The 18,784-nt window shown below is 66.7% G+C and carries 11 protein-coding genes and 1 tRNA gene; 5 read left to right on the plus strand and 7 right to left on the minus strand.

The window, feature by feature from the left end; translation table 11 throughout:
- The first annotated feature begins 201 nt into the window (after positions 1-201).
- The 3 genes from ACYQ8K_RS14125 to ACYQ8K_RS14135 are packed head-to-tail and all read left to right on the plus strand — an operon-like array spanning position 202 to position 11,700.
- A complete protein-coding gene (locus ACYQ8K_RS14125; RefSeq protein ID WP_459969885.1) occupies positions 202-9,351 on the plus strand; it encodes a BTAD domain-containing putative transcriptional regulator in 9,150 nt (3,049 codons plus the stop codon).
- Positions 9,348-10,061, plus strand: a complete 714-nt coding sequence (locus ACYQ8K_RS14130; RefSeq protein WP_459969887.1) for a Type 1 glutamine amidotransferase-like domain-containing protein — start codon at positions 9,348-9,350, stop codon at positions 10,059-10,061. The genes ACYQ8K_RS14125 and ACYQ8K_RS14130 overlap by 4 nt, the downstream gene beginning before the upstream one ends.
- A gap of 37 nt (positions 10,062-10,098) precedes the next feature.
- Positions 10,099-11,700 carry a bifunctional aminoglycoside phosphotransferase/ATP-binding protein gene (locus ACYQ8K_RS14135; protein WP_459969889.1) on the plus strand — a complete coding sequence of 534 codons (1,602 nt, stop codon included), beginning with the start codon at positions 10,099-10,101 and terminating at the stop codon, positions 11,698-11,700.
- 51 nt (positions 11,701-11,751) lie between these two features.
- Here the strand turns inward: ACYQ8K_RS14135 and ACYQ8K_RS14140 are convergent, their stop codons facing one another.
- On the minus strand, positions 11,752-12,672 hold the full coding sequence (locus tag ACYQ8K_RS14140; RefSeq protein ID WP_459969891.1) for a TPM domain-containing protein: 921 nt from the start codon (positions 12,670-12,672) through the stop codon (positions 11,752-11,754).
- Between the two features lie 197 nt (positions 12,673-12,869).
- Between ACYQ8K_RS14140 and ACYQ8K_RS14145 the strand changes: the two genes are divergently transcribed.
- Both ACYQ8K_RS14145 and ACYQ8K_RS14150 read left to right on the plus strand, forming a co-directional pair.
- Positions 12,870-14,276, plus strand: coding sequence for an aldehyde dehydrogenase family protein (locus ACYQ8K_RS14145; RefSeq protein ID WP_459969893.1), 1,407 nt, complete (start codon positions 12,870-12,872; stop codon positions 14,274-14,276).
- 89 nt (positions 14,277-14,365) lie between these two features.
- Positions 14,366-14,439: transfer RNA gene (locus ACYQ8K_RS14150), tRNA-Cys, on the plus strand.
- Between the two features lie 23 nt (positions 14,440-14,462).
- Here ACYQ8K_RS14150 and ACYQ8K_RS14155 read toward each other — a convergent pair.
- From ACYQ8K_RS14155 to ACYQ8K_RS14180, 6 genes are read right to left on the minus strand one after another with little or no spacing between them, the layout of a single operon-like run.
- Positions 14,463-14,846: a YchJ family protein gene (locus ACYQ8K_RS14155; protein ID WP_459969895.1), complete on the minus strand. Its 384-nt coding sequence runs from the start codon at positions 14,844-14,846 to the stop codon at positions 14,463-14,465.
- A 20-nt stretch (positions 14,847-14,866) separates the two neighbouring features.
- Positions 14,867-15,586, minus strand: a complete 720-nt coding sequence (locus tag ACYQ8K_RS14160) for a hypothetical protein (protein WP_459969897.1) — start codon at positions 15,584-15,586, stop codon at positions 14,867-14,869.
- Positions 15,583-16,488, minus strand: a complete 906-nt coding sequence (locus tag ACYQ8K_RS14165; protein WP_459969899.1) for a vWA domain-containing protein — start codon at positions 16,486-16,488, stop codon at positions 15,583-15,585. Before ACYQ8K_RS14165 ends, ACYQ8K_RS14160 begins: the two co-directional genes overlap by 4 nt.
- Complete coding sequence (locus tag ACYQ8K_RS14170) at positions 16,485-17,459, minus strand: hypothetical protein (protein ID WP_459969901.1); 975 nt, start codon at positions 17,457-17,459, stop codon at positions 16,485-16,487. The genes ACYQ8K_RS14165 and ACYQ8K_RS14170 overlap by 4 nt, the downstream gene beginning before the upstream one ends.
- The gene (locus ACYQ8K_RS14175; protein WP_459969903.1) at positions 17,450-17,923 is read right to left on the minus strand and encodes a hypothetical protein; all 474 of its coding nucleotides are present in this window, start codon (positions 17,921-17,923) and stop codon (positions 17,450-17,452) included. The genes ACYQ8K_RS14170 and ACYQ8K_RS14175 overlap by 10 nt, the downstream gene beginning before the upstream one ends.
- Positions 17,913-18,779: a DUF58 domain-containing protein gene (locus ACYQ8K_RS14180; protein ID WP_459969905.1), complete on the minus strand. Its 867-nt coding sequence runs from the start codon at positions 18,777-18,779 to the stop codon at positions 17,913-17,915. Before ACYQ8K_RS14180 ends, ACYQ8K_RS14175 begins: the two co-directional genes overlap by 11 nt.
- Positions 18,780-18,784 lie beyond the last annotated feature (5 nt).

Below are 18,784 nucleotides of genomic sequence, written 5' to 3' on the forward strand. Positions count from 1 at the left end.
CTGTGAACACCTATGTTCGGTATCCGGATGGGCTTGGCACGGCGCCGGCGTGCATGGCGCACCGATCGGTGCGGACCGGCACAGTAGCTGGTTGACGTCCATCGAGGTCACGGGCCGTTGCGCGCGGTCGACCAACTGCAGGCAGCGCGGCTTTACTCGATCTTGACCGAGTATTGAATTGTCCCGCCGAAGATTGCTGACATGAGTACGCTTTCATCGGTGGAACTGGGGGTTTTGGGGCCTCTCCAGGTCCGGCAAGGCGGAGCGTCCGTTGTCATACCGGGCGCGAAACCGCGCGCCATCCTCACGATGCTCGGACTGCACTGCGGGTCTGTCGTACCGGCCGAGACTCTCGTCGAGCTGCTCTGGGGGCAGGACCCGCCGCGCACCGCCGCAAAAGCCCTGCAGACTCATATCTCGTCGCTGCGTCGTACCCTTGGCGACGGCTTTGTCTTGACCCAGGGAGCAGGCTGGGTCCTCGCCGAGAGCGAGGTTGACGCGTCGCGTTACAAGTCGGCGGCTCGACTCGGACGCGATGCCGCCGCCACGGGCGAGACCAGCCAAGCGCTGGCCCGCTTCGAGGAGGCCCTTGCCCTGTGGCGCGGGATCCCCGAACTGCCCGACGGCCGGCGCGGAACCTCCGAAAAGACGCGATGGATCGAGGGCCACGCCGCGCTGGTCGAGGACCGGGCGGACGCGCTGCTGGCTACGGGTCGGGCCGCCGAGGTCATCGGTGATCTCGAGGCCGCGGTGGCCGAAGCGCCGCTGCGGGAGAGGCGGTGGGGCCAGCTGATGCTCGCCCTGTACCGGGCCGGCCGGCAAGGTGAGGCCCTCGGCGCCTATCAACGGGCCCGGTCTCTCCTTGCCGACGACCTGGGGGTCGATCCGGGGCCGGAGCTTCGCCGGCTCGAGGCGGCGATCGTCGCGCAAGACGCCTCGCTGGATATCGTTGTCGCACAACAGGCTCCGTCGGTGACACGCGCCGTGACTTTTCTGCTCACCGACATCGAGGGGTCGACGGCCGCGTGGGAGGCCGACGCCGACGCCATGGCGGTCGCGCTCGCGCGCCACGACGAGCTGGTCGAACAGGTCGTCACGTCACGGGGCGGTCGGCTGGTCAAGACGCGCGGTGAGGGCGACGCGACGTTTTCGGTCTTCGATCGCCCTTCGGCGGGCGCCGCGGCGGCAATTGAGTTGCAGGACGCGATCACTCACGAACCGTGGGCGTCGCGGGACCCCATCCGTGTCCGCATGGCGCTGCATACCGGCGAGGTCGAGCTTCGCGACGGTGACTACTTCGGCCGGGCGGTCAACCGCGTTGCGCGCCTGCGGTCCCTGGCCGAAGGTGGCCAAATTTTGTGTTCCGGTGCGACCGCCGAGCTCGTCATCGACTCGCTGGCCGACGACGTCATCCTGACCGATCTCGGCATGCGTCAGCTCAAAAACCTCGCGCGGCCCGAGCATGTTTTCGAGCTGCGACTGGAAACCGCTGCCGAACAACCGGACATGCCGGCACCCGAAACACCGATGGAGCGCCCCAACTTTCCCGGGGTGCTGGTAGGCCCCGGGCCGTTCGTCGGACGTGGTCGCGAACTCGAAGGGCTGCTCGCGGCGTGGCAGACCGCCCTCGCGGGCGGCGTGCGCACCGTGCTGATCGCCGGCGAACCCGGAGTCGGCAAGACGCGTCTGGCCGGTGAATGGTCGCAACAGGCCTACGCGCAAGGAGCGGTCGTGTTGTACGGGCGTTGCGACGAGGATCTCGGAGCGCCGTATCAGCCGTTCGCCGAAGCGCTACGTTCGCTGGCACCCTGCGTGGGCGCGGACCGGCTGCGAGGGCTGCGCGGCGTCGAAGCGTTGCTGGCACTTGTGCCCGGACTCGCCGATGTCCTGCCCGATCTCACTTCTCCGGCTCATGCCGACCCCGACACCGAGCGCTACGCACTATTCGATGCCGTTGTGGCGCTGCTGGAAATCGCCTCCAAGAGCGCGCCCGTCGTCTTGATCCTCGATGACCTGCACTGGGCGGCCAAACCGACGCTGCTCCTGTTGCGGCATCTGCTGCGCTTCGGCGACCACGCCCGCGTGCAAATCGTCGGCACCTACCGCAGCACCGACCTCGACCGCTCCCATCCCCTCGCGGCGATGCTCGTCGACCTTCACCGCGACGGGACAGCCAACCGGCTCACCCTGGCCGGCCTCGACGAGGACGACGTGACGGCTTACGTCGCGGAGGCCGGCTACGACGACGAGGAACTCGCGCACGCATTGGCATCCGTTACGGGTGGGAACCCCTTCTTCCTCATCGAGGCCCTGCGCCATGTCGATGAGAGCGGCGGCGTGTGGGATCAGAGCACCCTGCCACAGGGCGTACGGGAAGCGGTGAGCCGCAGTCTTTCTCGGCTTCCTACGGAGACCAACAAAGCCCTTGCCGCGGCCGCGGTTGTCGGTAGCCGGTTTGCCCTGGAGCTGGTCGAGCAGGTTGTCGGAAGCGACCTCATCGACGCGTTCGACGAAGCGCGCCAAGCCGGTATCGTGATCGAGGAGCCGGGCGGGTATTACCGCTTCAACCACGCCATCGTGCGTCAATCACTGCTGGCCGAGCTGGCGTCCGTGCGGCGCATGCGATTGCACCAGCGCATCGCCGCGACCCTCGAGAATCTGCCCGGCGCGGAGGACGAGCTGCTGGCCGAGCTGGCCCATCATTATTTCGAATGTGCTTGGGCCGGAAACGCGGCCAAGGCGGTCTTCTATTGTCGGCGCGCCGCAGATCAGGCGATGGCGCGGCTCGCCTACGAGGGTGCCGCCGACCTCTACCACCAGGCCCTGCACGCGCTCGAGGAGATCGACGACGAACTGCCCGATCGCGACGAGCAGACCGAGGAGCTGTTGCTCGCGCGCTGCGAGGCATTGTTGGCCGCGGGCGACGTGGTGTCGGCCGCGGGTGCGGTGTCCCAATTGCAGGTAGCGACAGTTGATTCGGCGCGGCTAGCGGCCTGGGCGACATGCTTCGACGGCCAACTTTCGATGTTGGTGCATCCCGAGCGGCTGGACGAGGTCGGAGCCGCGTTGGCCGCGGCCGCGGCCACACTCGCCGAACTGGACGACGCCGCTGGAGAAGCCAAGGCGCACACCGTCCGAGCGGCCTGCTTGGCGCGCCTCGGGCGAATCGGCGACTGCGAGGTGGCCTTGGACGATGCCCTCACCGCAGCGCGCCGCGCGCGCGAACACCGCCGGGTGAATGCGGTTTTGGCGGGTGCGCCGCTCGCGGCGCTGTGGGGCCCCAACCCCGTTCCACGCGCCGGCGGGCGGTGTCTCGATGTGGTGCGGCTGCTGCGGATCACGACCGACTCCCCCGCGGTCGAGGCAACTTCGACGCGGTGCCAGGCCGTGCTGGAGGCCTTTCGCGGGCGCGCTGCCGCGGCGCGGCGGATGATCGACTCGGCCCGGCGTACGGTCACCGAGCTCGGGCTGCGCCATGCGCTGCTCGAGGTCGAGCAATTCGCCGGGATCGTCGAACTCATCGTCGACGACCCGGGCGCCGCCGAGCCGCATCTGCGTAAGGCCTACAACGGCTTTCGCCGGATGGGTCTGGACGCCGATACCGCCGAGACCGCCGCGCTGCTGGGCCGGGGATGCCTTGCGCTCGATCGAGATGACGAGGCTCGTGAATTGTGCTCGGAGAGTGAACGTCTCGCCGGACACGCGTTGAAGGCGTCGATCGCGTGGCGGACGCTTCGGGCGCATCTGCTGGCGCGGGGCAACGACCACGACGGGGCGCGAAGGATTGCCTCAGAGGCAGTCGCCTTGGCCGAGCGCACAGACGCTCTGGTCGATCACGGCGACGCCTGTTTCACGCTGGCAACGGTGTTGGGCGCCGCGGGCGACGTGGCAGGGGCCCGGGCTGCCGCCGAGCAAGCGGTCGAGCTGTATGAGCGGAAAGGCGCTGCGGCGCTTGCGGAGATGGCGCGGCAAGTTCTCGGCGCGCCTCCTCAGCCGCCCACCCCTGCTCCTCCCGAGGTGCCCGTTGTCGAGCTGGACAGCGAATGCGTGCGAGTGGGTGAACGCGTGATGGCCGCCGTTCATCGAAAGGACTGGGATGAGTTCGAGCGGCTGTTCGCACCGAATGTCTCGATCGAGAATCGGCGGAAGATCGACGGCGTGGCCCTACCATCGGACGCGGTGCGGCGTCAGATGAGGCATGATCTCGAGGCGGGCGTCGCGCGTGTCGACCACGTGATGATCGCCGCGCGAGGCGAGCGGCTGGCTCTGTCGCGATTAGTCACGAGCGCTTTCGACGAGAGTCCCGGAGCACCGCACGACGAGCTTCTCCAGCTATACGCCATCGACGAGAACGGTCAAGTCGTGCGACAGGTGTGGTTCGATGCCGACGACATGGACGCCGCGATGGCCGAACTCGACGCGGCCCACGCTCGACTCGAGGCCGAGCAGCCCGCACGTCAACTGGGAAATGCCGCGACGCGGGCATACGAGCGCCTGCACGCGCAGTTCAAAGCCCGCGACTGGGACGCGATAACCGAGCTCCTCACCGACGACTACTGCGGCGACGATCGCCGTTCGGTGGTAGGTTCCGGGATCCGCCGTGGCCCGGATGCTGCGATCGAAGACTACCGGTCGGCCGCAGACGTCGACGTGACGGACGCGAGTTCGGAGACGGTTGCAACCCGTGGGACGCGCCTGGCCCTCATGCGTGCCCGCTACGCGCGAAGCACCTTGGAGACGGAGACATTCCGCGTCGACTTCATCCAAATCGTCGAACTCGACACCGACGACCGGATCGCGGCGATGGCCGCGTTCGACCTCGACGACTTCGACGCCGCCATCGCCGAGCTCGATGCCCGGTACCTCGCTGGTGAAGCGGCGCTGTATGCGGAAACGTGGTCGACGGTTGCGCGGAGTTATGCCGCGCTCAACCGCCACGAAACACCATTGACCAGTCCGGACTGCGTCAACGTCGACCACCGCCGAGAGACAGCGTTCGGGCCGGGCGACGTGACGGCATACATTCACGCCGGATGGGACTCCGAGCAAGACATCAACGTCTATGTCGAGCAAGTGCATCGGCTTAGCGACATCGGAACGGCGATTACTTACGCGGCGCACGAGGTCTCGCGAGAGGGCATGAGGGCCGAGTGGCGCGGGATCGCGCTATTCACGGTCCAGGGCCACAGGATAAACCGGACCGAGGTCTTCGACGAGGCCGGCATCAACGCCGCGATCGCAAGATTCGAACAGCTCAACCGCCCGACGCTCGAGCTGGAGAACGCGGCTAGTCAAGTGGCCGAGCGCTTTCTGGCACGCTTTATAGCCCACGACTGGGATGCATTGGCGGACATGCTGGCCGAAGACTTCTCTACCGAGGATCGACGTCGAGTGGTGGGCGTGGAAGCGCGACATGGTCGTGACGCCGAGATCGAGAGCATGCGGGTCGTTGCCGACCTCGGAGGCACCAATATGACGTCGACCGTCGTGGCAACGCGTGGCGCACGCCTCATCCTCACCCGTCTGAGTTACGCGGGCTGGGATCAAGCGCCCAGCGCCTTCCGCACCGATGTTCTAGACGTTATTGAAATCGATTCCAACGAGCGGCTTTTGACGCGGATAGTTTTCGACGCCGACGACTTCGACGCCGCCGTAGCCGAACTCGAAGCCCGCTACCTCGCCGGCGAAGCGGCCGATCATGCACGGACGTGGTCGGCAATCGCGGACGCCTATGCCGCTTTCAACCGGCGCGAGCTCGCCCCGTCGGCGCCGGAATGGGTGAACATCGACCATCGCCGCGGAGCAGGTTTCGCCACGGGTGACATCTTCCCGTACATCCAAGCGGCGTGGGGCGACTCCCCTGACACCAAAATCTTCATCGCGGCGGTGCATCGACTCGCGAGCGCTGGAGCGGTCGTCACCCACGCGGCGCGCGGGATCTCGCAGGAGGGCTTCGACGCCGAGTGGCGGGATACCCACCTGTTGATGGTGGAAGGTGATCTGTTCACCCGCGCCGAGCTATATGACGAGGCCGACCTCGACGCTGCGATCGCGCGGTTCCAACAGCTGACCGGTCCGGCGCCGAAACTGGAGAACGCGGCAAGTCGTGCGAACAAACGGTTCCACGCCTGCTTCCAGGCCCGTGACTGGGAGGGGCTGGCTCAAGGTCTGGCCGACAACGTCTCCCACGACGACCGACGACGAGTGATCGGGGCGGGACCGCGGCAGGGCCGCGATGCGATGCTCGCTGAGGTACGGGCGCTTGTCGCGATCGGCGTCACGAACGCAGCCTCAGACGTCATCGCGACCCGCGGTGAGCGCCTCGCCTTCGGCCGGGTCCGTACGTGGGGCCGCGACAAGGGTCCCGAGGCCTTTCACACCGATGCGCTTGAGATTGTCGAAATCGACGCGGATGAGCGGGTCGTGGCACGCGTCGTGCTCGACGTTGACGACTTCGACGCCGCCATCGAGGAACTCGACGCTCGTTATCTGGCAGGCGAAGCGGCCGCGTACGCAGATGCGTGGGCGGTGGTGGCGGGCGTGCACGCAATGTTCAACCGGCACGAACTTCCCGTAGAGGGCTGGGTGACCGTCGATCGTCGGCGAGGCACGCCCTTCAGCGCGGGCGAGATGACGCCCGCCATCCACACCCTCTTCGACCTCACGCCAAACTTCCACGTTCATATCGATACGGTGCATCGACTAAGCAATTTCGGAGCGCTGGTCACTAATAAGGCGCATGGGTCCTCGCCCGATGGCCTGGGCGTCGAATGGCGCATGGTGATGCTTCTCATTGTCGATGGAGACCGACTCGCGCGTTGCGAAGTATTCGACGAGAACGACTTAGACACCGCACTCATGCGATTCGAGGAGCTCCGTCCGCAGGCGCCGCGGTCAGAGAACAGGGCGAGCCGAGCGGTTGAGCAATTCCTGGCGAACTTTGCGGCCCGCGACTGGGACGCCATGGCGAACTTGATCGACGAGGGGTTTCGCTCGGACGACCGCCGTCGAGGCCTCAACGCCGGAATCCGGCACGGTCGCGACGTCGAGATGGCGAATTGGCGAGCCACCGCCGAAGTTTGGAGGTCCGATGTGCGGGCGGCGATCGTTGCGACCCGCGGCCAAGGCCTCGCGCTCTTCCGCTTCACCTTCGCAAGCCAAGAATCGCTGCCCGCGTCGTTCCAAGCCGCGGCACTTTCCGTCGTGCAGGTCAACGACGAAAACCGATGCGCGGCCGTGGTCGTTTTCGACCCCGACGACATCGACGCTGCCTTCGAGGAACTCGAAGAACGCTACCTCGCAGGAGAAGCAGCCCCATACGCACACACGTGGTCGGTAATCACGCAGGGCTACGCGGCCCTCAACAGGGCCGAAATACCCGTGACTCCCGGCTTGGTCGACGTGGACCGCCGGAGCGGGGCAGCGTTGGCCCCCGGTGAATTGATCGATTACCTCCGTGCGGCGTTCGACGACACGGTCTTCGACGGCTTGTATGTTGAGATCGTTCATCGATTGACGTCCCTCGGCGCGGTTGTCACCCATGTGGCAAAGGGGACCTCACGCGAGGGTTTCGACGCCGAGTGGCGCATGGTCCTTATCATCACCGTCGAAGGCGACGCGGTCAGCCGCGGTGAACTCTTCGACGAGACAGACCTCGACGCCGCGCTGACGCGATTTGACGAGCTACACCGCCCAATACGGCGCCTGGAGAATGCGGCAAGCCGGGCAGAACACCAACTCTTCGCGCGCTCGGCGGCCCGCGACTGGGCAACGGTGGCCGAGATCCTGGCCGACAAAAGCTACGTCGATGATCGCCGCCGAGTGGTAAATGTCGGTTTCTGGGACGGCCGCGAGGTGGTGATAGCGAACATGCGCGCCCTGGAAGAGGGCCTCACGCACGTTTCGTTGACGGTCATCGCTACGCGTGGAAACCGCCTTGCCCTCATTCGTATCCGCTCCTTTAACCCCGAAACACGGCGCGGCGAATTCGTCGTCGAAATGCTGGGAATCGTCGAGACCGACTCCGACGGGCGGATTTCGGCCCACGTCTTTTTCGACGTCGATGACGTCGATGCCGCATATGAGGAACTCGAAACCCGTTACCTCGGCGGCGAAGCGGCCGCCCACGCGCACACGTGGTCGGTGGTCTCGGGCGTGCCCGCTCGATTCAATCGTCACGAACTTCCCACGACGGCGTCGAATCCGGTTTACATCGATCATCGCCCGCGCGCATCACGCGAGGGCGCTGATCTAGCCGCATCTATTCGTGCCGTATGGGACATCACGTCGAATTCCCGCGTCTACATCGAGGCCGTACATCAACTGAGCGAGCGCGGAGCCGTCTTCACCGAGGTGCTGAAAATGACCTCGCAAGGCGGCTTCGACACGGAGATGCGAATGATCATGCTGCTCGCCGTCGTGGGCGACCTGATCAACCGCGTCGAAGTCTTCGACGAGGCCGATCGCGATGCCGCAGTCGCGAGGTTCAACGCGCTCGATCAGCCCGCGCCCCAACTCGGCAACGCCGCAACCGCGGCTTTGGCACGGGCATTCGAAGCCTTCAATCGTCGAGACCTGAACGGCTTCCTTGCGACGCTCGATGCGGATGGGCGCATGGAGGATCGGCGAAAGGGGTTGCGCGCCTTCCACGACGGACCGGCTCGGCGAGAAAATGCCCGGGCGATGTTCGACACGCCACAAGCTAGCTGGCGGGTGGAGCTAGAACCCATCGCGATCAGGAATTCTCGCTTCGCGCTGGCGCGCCTGCGTTGGCGCGACATCGATGACCCCGAGCAGCCGGTCACGGTCGAACTCCTGGCGGTGGCGGAAGTCGATGACGACGGCCTCATCCACCACACCGTGAGCTGCGACCCCGAGGACATCAACGGGGCGCTCGCGGCCCTGACGGAACGCTGGATCGCGTCCGGCGATGTCGCCCACCCGGAAGTCGTGGAGTTCATCCAGCGGCTGGTAGAGGCCGGCAACGATCACGACTGGGACGCTTTCACCAGGCTCACCAACGGTGCCACGCACGTCAATCACCGGCAGCTTGGTAAGTGGGACAGCCAAACGATGGCCGATCACATGGCATCGTTGCGAGCGCTGGTGTCACTCGCACACGACTACCGCGTCGAACCAACCGAATCCCTAGCACTGTCGGCTCGCGGCGCTGTGGGTCACGCCGTCATCAAAGGAACGACGGTCGATGGCGCCGCGATCGAAATTCCGCTCATTCAGCTGGTTCTCGTGGAGGGTGATCGCATCACGCACATCGAGGACTTCGACCCCGACCAGCGCGACCTCGCCCTGGCCCGGTTCGAAGAGCTCGCCGGCGAAGTTCAGTCACAGTGACCGCGCCACAACAGAAACCCCTCTTTCTGCTGGCGGACAGCCAGCTGCTGTTCTGGAAACGCGACGACAAATTGCTTCTCGACACCGCCTTCGATGAATCAGCTCGGGAGTCACTGAGCGCGGCCTACATCGGCGCTTCCAACGGGGATCGCCCGGAGTTCTACGAGATCTTCGAAGCGGCCATGGACGGTGTGGGCATCACCGATCGTCGGATGATCGGTTCGGCGTTCGGCCCGGACGACCGCGCTTTCCTGGAGGGTGCTCAATTGATCCTCCTGGCGGGTGGCGACGTGCGCCTCGGCTGGAACACGTTCGAGAAAACCGGCATGAAGGAGGTGATTCTGGACCGGCACGCCAAAGGGGCTGTTTTGGTGGGCATTTCGGCCGGCGCGGTCCAGCTCGGGCGCCACGGAATCGTCGAGACATTGGGTGCGGACGGGACGGAATTGCTCGACATGTTCAATCTCGTCCCGCTGGTTATCGACGCACACGATGAGCGAGCCGAGTGGGGCCGGCTGTCGCGGGCGATTCAGACGCTTGACCGATCCGTCGCCGGTCTGGGAATTCCCACCGGCGGAGGCGTCATCGCGCACCCGGATGGCACCGTTGAGCCATTGCGCCATCCCGCGCACAAATTGACCTTCGAGGGCGAGGGTGTCACGCGCTCGCTCTTGCCCGCCGACGTTGGGCCAGGATACGAAAGCCCTTGACGGCTAGCCAAACCGCCTGCAATCGTTCGGCGAGACCATGATGCATGCCTTCGACCCAGCCGGACCCGACGGCCATCCACGAATCGTCGCCGATTTACTGCGACCCGATGCCTACGACCCGCCGGCCGACGACGTCATTCTCCACGAGACGCACAGCTCGTGGGTCGTGGTCGCCGGCGCCTACGCCTACAAGCTCAAGAAGCCTGTGAATCTGGGTTTCCTCGACTTCACCAGCATCGAACGGCGTCGCGCGGACTGTGACGAGGAGGTGCGCCTCAATCGGCGGTTCAGTCCCCAGATGTATCTGGGAGTCGTCGAGGTCACCGAGCGCGACGGCCGTTACCGGATCGGCGGCGAATCCGGGTCGGGCGAGCCGGCCGTGTGGATGCGGCGTCTGCCTGAAGAGGGCATGCTGCCGGCCAAGCTCGCGCGCGGAGACGTCGACATGCGTCTGGCGCGACGAATCGGCCGCACGGTGGCCAAGCTGCACAGCCGGGCCGAAACCGGTCCCGACATCGAGGCTTACGGGCGCCCGTCCAGTGTGATCGCGAACTGGCGGGAGAACTTCGACCAGATATGCCCCTTCGTCGGTCGAACGATTTCGAGCGACGTCAACGAGGACATCCGCACCTACGTCGACCACTTCGTTCAGGAGCAGGCGTCCTTGCTCGAGCGGCGTGTGGCCGAGGGGCATGTGCGCGACGGCCACGGTGACCTGCACGCCGCCAGCATCTGCATCGACGACGGCCAAATCCTGCTGTTCGACAGTTTGCAGTTCGCACCGCGCTATCGGTGCGCCGACCTGGCCTCGGAAGTAGCTTTTCTGGCAATGGATTTCGAGTATCACGGCCGAGCGGACCTGGCCTGGGGGTTCGTCGATTCCTATGTGCGCACCAGTGGTGACGACGGACTGGTCAGCCTGCTGGACTTCTATGTCTGCTATCGGGCGTACGTGCGCGGCAAGGTCCGCAGCCTGCGTCTAGCGCAGGCCGAGCAGGCATCCGGTGGTGAAGCGCGTGAGCTCATCGCCGAATCGCGGGCGTATTTCGACTTGGCGTGGGCGCACGCGGGTGGCCTGCCCAGCCCGCCGATGGTGGTCACCATGGGCCTGCCGGCAAGCGGCAAGACCACCCTGGCGCGCGCGCTCGCCGGCCGGTTGGGGCTGGTGCACCTCTCGTCGGACGTGGCGCGCAAGAGAATGGCGGGCGTTGAACCCACCCGGCGCGGTAACGATGAATTCGGTTCGGGGCTCTACGATCCGGCCATGACGCGCAGCACATATGCCGCGCTGCGTCGCGACGCGTCGCGCTGGTTACGCCGCGGCCGCGGCGTGGTCGTCGATGCGACATTCGGCAATCCGCGCGAGCGGTCGCAGATGCAGCAGCTGGCGCGCCGGCTCGGGGCCGACCTGCACGTCGTGCTGTGCGAGGCCGACGACGCCACCCTGATCGCACGACTCGAGCGGCGCGCCACCGAGCAAGGTGTCGTCTCGGACGCGCGGATCGAACTGTGGCCCGAGTTGCGGGCTGCGTTCACGCCTCCCGATGAGCAGCCGTCCCTTTTGCGGGTCGACGCGACGCGGGACATGGAGGAGACCGTCGAGCAGGCGCTGACTTCGCTGCGCGCCACCTACCGCTGACGGCTGTCGTCTCCCACCGAAATAATCTGTAAGCCTTTTTGTTTGGTCGGTCTAGCGGGTGGACGCGCTGCCTCGTCGCCGCGGCGTGCGGTGGGCTTCCAGAACGTCGCCGTTGGCCAGGCTCTGCGCCTGAGCGGCCAGCGTCGATGCCCTGTTGGCGTAGGCAATGGCATCGTTGTCGTTGCTGGTTTCCACGCCGTGCGCGGCTGCCAAGTGCCGTTGCGCGTCGTCGAGCCGCGCTTGAGCCTCGGAGCCGATGTTGGAGCGATATCTGGCCACATAGTCGGAGATTTGGCGCACCCGGGCGTCGGCGGTGGACAACGCCTGCTGCACCGGATGACCGCCCCCGCCGATGCCCGGCTGTCCCCCACTGCGGGCGGCGCGCCGGCGGCGGCGCGCACGCAACAGCACCAAAAGCAACGCGACGACGAGCACGACCACGGCGACGCCGACCGCGATCAGCGGCCAGATCGGCTTCGACGAGCCTGCCGGCTTTGCTGAGCTTGTCGATTTGTCCAACCCGTCGGCCGCGGCGACCGCGGCGCCGCCCCAATTCCTCGCGCCCAGTACCGGCTCAATCTGATTGGTTTGCAAGCTGTTCAGCTCGGCCGGCGTCAGGCCCTGAACCTGTGGTGGAACGTTGAACACGTACAGCTTGGTGTTCGTGGCCACGGCCAGCAGCGCGTCATGATCACCCAACCCGCTGAGACTGCGGGTCCGGTCGGCCCAGTTGTCGGGTTTGAACCTGTTGAAGTTGTCGACGTAGACGACCCACAGTTGGATGTGGCGGTCGCGGTTGAGCCGGTCGATGGCAGCGCTGACCGCTGCGCGGTCAGACGCCGTCAACGCCCCGGTGCTGTCGGTGATGTGATCGGTCAGTTTGGACGGCGGTTGCGCCCCGGCCGGAGATGCCCACAGCAGACCCGCCGTGAGAATTGCCAGGACCACGCCGAACAGGCGAAAAACCCGCATAGGGGTAATCTAGCCGCCGTTTTGTGGCGGGGCTCGACCCGCCGCCCGCGGATCGAGCATCCGTTTTGGGCACGCCGGTGACCAGCAGAATTCTCGTTCCGCGCGGCTGACACCGGTACTGGACACCCTATGGTTAAGCGCGTAACCTCTGTCCCGCGACGACAGGTTTCCCGCCACACGAAGGGCCATGAGGAACATTGAGTACCACCATCCCCGTCTTCAACCCGTCCACCGAGGAGCAGATCGCGGAGGTCCCCGATTCGGACCAGGCGGCCGTCGACGCGGCGGTGGCCCGGGCACGCGAGACCTTCGAGTCGGGCGTGTGGCGCAAGGCCCCCGCATCACACCGCGCGAACGTCCTCTTCCGCGCCGCGCGCATCATCGAGGAACGCAAAGACGAGCTGGCCGCGCTCGAGGCCCAAGACAACGGCATGAACCTCACGGCCGCCGGCCACATCATCCCGGTGTCGGTGGACATGCTGAAGTACTACGCCGGTTGGGTCGGCAAGATTCACGGCGAGTCGGCCAACCTTGTATCCGACGGCCTGCTCGGCACGTGGGAGACCTACCACACCTTCACCCAGCTCGAGCCGGTCGGTGTCGTCGGTCTCATCATTCCTTGGAACGGGCCGTTTTTCGTCGCGATGCTCAAGGTCGCGCCCGCGCTCGCGGCGGGGTGCAGCGCCGTCCTCAAACCCGCCGAGGAGACGCCGCTCACCGCGCTGAAATTGGAAGAGATCTTCCGCGAGGCGGGTCTGCCCGACGGCGTCCTGAACGTCATCACCGGCTACGGCGAGACCACGGGTGCCGCGCTCACCGCGCATCCGGACGTCGACAAGATCTCGTTCACCGGGTCGACGGAGGTCGGGCGGCTGATCGTCAAGGCGGCCGCGGGCAACCTCAAGCGACTGACGCTCGAGCTCGGCGGTAAGTCGCCGCTGATCATGTTCGACGACGCCAACCTCGATAAGGCGATCATGGGCGCCGGCATGGGTCTGCTCGCGGGGTCCGGCCAGAACTGTTCGTGTACCTCGCGTATGTACGTTCAGCGCGGCATCTACGACCAGGTGGTCGAGGGCCTCGCCGGGTTCGCGCAGATGCTGCCGATGGGCGGCAGCGACGACCCCGATTCGGCGCTGGGCCCGCTGATCAGCGAGAAGCAGCGCAAGCGCGTGGAAGGCATCGTGAACGACGGCGTGGCCGGCGGCGCTCAGGTGATTACCGGCGGCAAGCCGATGGACCGCAAGGGCTACTTCTACGAGGCGACGATCGTCACCAACACCACACCGGACATGCGGCTGATCAAAGAGGAGATCTTCGGACCGGTCGGCTGCGTCATCCCGTTCGACGACGAGGACGAGGTGATCGCGGAGGCGAACGACACGCACTACGGGCTGGCCGGATCGATTTGGACCGAGAACCTCAGCCGCGCCCATCGCATGGTGAATGAGCTTCGCGCGGGCCAGATTTGGGTGAACTCCTCGCTGGCGGCCGACCCATCGATGCCGATCAGCGGGCACAAGCAGTCGGGATGGGGCGGCGAGCGGGGCCGCAAGGGCATCGAGGCCTACTTCAACACCAAGGCCGTCTACATCGGCCTGTGAACCGGTTGGCCCGCAGCCGTTTGACGAAATGATCGGGCCGAGTAAAAGACTGGGCTATGCCCGTGTTTGCTGGCATGGTTGCGAGTCGTGCGGGTGTGGCTGAGTGGCTAGGCAGCGGCCTGCAAAGCCGTATACACGGGTTCAAATCCCGTCACTCGCTCCAAGGCAGACCAAGGTGGGGCACCGCTACGAATCGTCCACGGCGTCGAGGTAGAACCATCGACCGGCGCGGCGTTCGAAGCGGCTGCGTTCATGCAGGCTGCCGGCACGGCCCGCGGATTCGTATCGGGCCGTGAATTCCACTTCCCCGGACTCATCGCCCGGCCCGCCCGCCTCGGTGTCGATCACCTGTAAGCCGGTCCAGGTGATCCCCGGGTCGACAGTCACGTCGGCCGGGCGGGTGCGCGGGTGCCACGTGCGGAACAGGTAGTCGGCGTCACCGTAGGCGAATGCCGAGTACCGCGAGCGCATCAATTCCTCGGCCGTCCGGGCCTGCGACTCGCCCTCGTGGAGCGGGCCACAACAGGCGCGATAAGTGTTGTCGCTGCCGCAGGGGCACGGTTGGTTCATACCAAGAGCCTGACAGAGCGTTACGGGGACGCGGCGTCCTGCAGCACCTGCTGCAGCTTGTCGAGCGGATCGCCTCCCGTGGGATCGAGCCGGCGCGGCGGGACCTCCCGGCCGTCGGGCGCGACGGTGGCGACCGGCGGCGGTGGGGGCGGCGCCGTCGGTGGCGGCGGTGGCGGCGGTGGCGTCGCCGGGGACGGGGCGCTGAGCGCAGTCCTTTTGGCCGCCAACCGGTTTGCGGCGTCGTCACGGATGGTGCGCCGCTGTGGGTCCGGGTCGGTGTTGCCGAAGAAGCATGCGTGCGGCGCGGCATCGACGATGGCCAGCGCACTCGCGTAGCGCTGGTCCGCGCGTGCGCGGTCCCCCGCCGCCGCGGCCCGGTCGCCCTGAGTTTCGCGGACGAGTTCGAGGTTGACGCGCACCGGGCAGGAACCCGCCACGTCGGTTCGGGCCAGCGCGTCGGCGAAGTGGGCGTCGGCGTCTTCGAGCCGGCCATCGAGGACGGCGGCCGCGCCCGCCGCGAACGGGGCCCTCGCCGGTTCCACCACATTGACGACGCCGAGGATCGCCGCGTCGGTGCGCACGGTGTCTCCGTCGCGGCTCATGAACGCGCCGGCCGCCGAATTGCCGGCCAGCACAACCGACAACAGCTTGATCGCGACCAGCAGCGCGACGGCGACGAGCGGAGCCGAGTAGACGAGGAGGCGCCGTCGCAGCCGCAGCCGGGCCGGTCGGCGCGTCATGATTCCAAGTCCCGTCGGGCAATGCGGCCGCGCCGGAACTCTCGGACCGACAGGTAGATCTCGGCGAGCAACAGTACCGCCGCGAGTAGCGCCGGCAGCCAAGACAGCTCGGTCCGGTTGGCGGCATCCGGTCCGCTGCCCGACGTGTCGGGCAGTGCAATTTGGAAGGGCTGACCGAGCTCGCGGTGTACGTACGGTACGCCGAGTTGTGCTGCGACTCGGTGCAATTCGGACTCATCGATCGCGTCACCGCTGCCATAACCCAGCACCGCTCCCCCGGCCACCGAACCACCCATGAGGTTGAATTCGCCCTGGGGCGCGCGCGAACCCGGCGCACCGGAGCCGAAGTAGAGCACCGCGTTCCGCGAGGCCGGATATTGCTGCGTCGCCTGGATCAGCTGGTATCGCAGCACGTTGTCCGCCGCGCCCGCGTTCACGTCGGACGCCGCTTTCTGCGAGCCGAACGCAGCGACAATCGGCTGCAGGCTCCAAACATCTTCGGACAGCGGCCAATCCAGGGACGCTTTCGAGGCGAAGCCGATGAGGGCGTACCGTGCTGCCGGGTACTGCTTGATCACCGCCGCGATGTCGTCGCGCACGCTTCGCGGTTCGTCTCCAGCGTTTGCGCCTGCCGAACGGTCGACGACCAGGAACACGTTGAGATTGGCGCCGGCGGCGGCCGTCGCGCCCTGGCCGTTTTCGCGGTCAAGCAACGCCGGGCGGGTGGTCGCCGCAATGAGCAGCAGCACCGCCAACGTCACCCCACCCCAGCGCAACACCGCACGGCCCCGCCGCTGTCCCGCCGAGAGCAGCACCTGACGCAGCGCCACCACCCGCGCCAGCACCAGCGCGCCGGCCACGACCGCGAGGATCGGCCAGGGCAGTACGGGTTGAAACATCATCGGCGCAACACCAAGAGGGCGACCGACAGCACGGCCGCCGACAATAGGGCGATCACCAGGGGTGTCACCGGTGCGTCGCGGAAGTCCGCGGTCACCACGGTGCCGTCGGCGCGGCGCGCCGGTGGGGCGTGCGCGCGAATCTCGTTGAGCGCCGCGGTCACCGATTTGACACCCGGGGTGACATACCGGCCGCCGGTCTGGTTGGCGAGCGTGGCCAGCTCGGCGCTCGCGGGTGAGGCGGCGGTGTCGATCACGTTGACTTGGGCCCCGACCCGCTCGACCAACGCCCTGACGCTGCCATCGGTGAACAATGCGGGCCGCTGCTCCCCCGCGGCACGGAGATCCGATGGCCCGAGATAGATCACCGAGCTCCGGTGGGTGGTGCACTGCTCGGCGGCTGGAAAACCGGAGAGGCACAGCGCAAGAACGTCATTCACGCTTGCGGCGTAGTCGGTATACGGCACCGCCGGGGCGAACGACGCCGCCTCGTGGTCGGCGCCGGCGTAGTCGCCGAACCGGCCGACGGCGTACTGATGATCGCGCGTCAGCGGCACCAGGCGGCGGTTGGCCGATGTCAGGCCGATGCGTTGGGCCTGAGGGGAATTCGTGGTGCGGCGCACGAAGTAGTCAAGCAGTTCGGCCGTCGACGCATCGGCCACCGGCTGCCCGACGCACAACATGATGTCCTCGGGATGGGCGGCGTCGAAATCGTTGGTCGCCATGCTCGGGCGGGCCGCCGCCCATGTCGCGGCGGCGAACATGACGGTCAGCACCACCAACGTCACAATCGTCGACAGCGACCGCAGCCGCGCTACTTTCGCGTACTCGGGCAACCGGGTCAGTCGTGCGACGTTGGCCAGCGGGCGCAGCTGCCGGCGGGTAGCGGACATCGGCACCAGCGCCGCCAGCGCGACAACCGCGACGAAACAGGACAATCCGACGAGCGCGACGGGCCACCATTTCAGCTCCACGAGCGGATCAACTCCTGCGCCCGGGCACTCGCATCGTGGACGTCGACAAGCGTCTCCGCGTTGAACTGCCCGTCACCGAGCTGGGTGAGCAGCGGCGCGGCAGCGGCCAGGTCCCCGTCGGCCACGGCGGCGATCTGCAGGTACTGCGCCCGCGTGCCGGTCGCCTGATGTAGAAAACTGCGTAGCGTCCGGCTGATCGCCGCGCACGCCTCCTGGGCCGACACCCGCCCGGCACTGTGCTCGTCGGCGATACCCTGCACGCAACGAACGAATCGGTTGCGGATCAGCCAGGCATGCACTCGCCGCACAACCGGGATGCGCCGCAGCCGGTCAGACGGCAGCGTCCACACGAAAACACCCGCATACCAGCCGAATACGGCAAGGATCAGCAGCACGGCCAGCCACAGCCATACCGACGAGTATGGCTGCGGGCCGAACACATAGCGCAGCAGATCATCCGGCACGGGCGGCCACCTCGGTCAGGCGAACGAGCTCGCGCCGAATGTCCTTGCTGCCGGCGATAATCGCGTACGGAACGGCGTGGGCTGTCAGGAACGCATCGAGGCGGTTACGTCGCTTCGCCTCGGCGCGGCGGTACGCGGTGAAGACCCGCGGGCCGAGATCGGCGCCGTTCAGGACGAAGCGACCGGTGGCGACGTCATAGCCGTCGGTGTTGTCGGGACCCACCGCGGGCATGTCCGACACCATCGCCCACATGATGTCGTGGCGCCCGGTGAGTCTGGTGAGCACTTCGCCGAGCCGTTCGTCGACCTCCGCTTCGTCGGAGACGACGATGATCAGCATGGTGTGCCGGTAATGCGTTGCGACGTAGTCGAGTTGGGCGACGATGTCGCTGCGACCGGGGCCGGTAGTGGTCTGCTGGTACCAGCGGTGCAGCAAACCTTCGATGTGCGACTCCCCGCGCCGTTGCGGGATGTTCACGCTGCCACGGCGGTCGCCGTAGACCATGCCGATCTGGTCGGACCGCCGCAGGCCGATCAAGCCCACCGCACCCATGATGTGCGCGGCGACGTCCCGTTTGCACTCCCCGCTCGGGGCAAGCGCGGACATATTGCGACCGGCGTCGGCGACGAGCAGGATCTTGTGGTGCTTTTCGGAGACGAACCGTTTGATGAGCACGTCGCCCGAGCGCGCGGAAGCCTTCCAGTCGATGTCCCGGACGTCGTCGCCGGGAACGTACGGGCGCAGGTCGTCGAATTCCATGCTGCGCGTATGCAATAGCGCGTAGCGGCCGCCTTCGAGCAGACCGCGGGTATCGGTGCCGAAGTGCGCCTTGGCCCGGTTGAGGTGCTTGCCCACGATTG

Source organism: Mycobacterium sp. MUNTM1 (assembly GCF_054660795.1).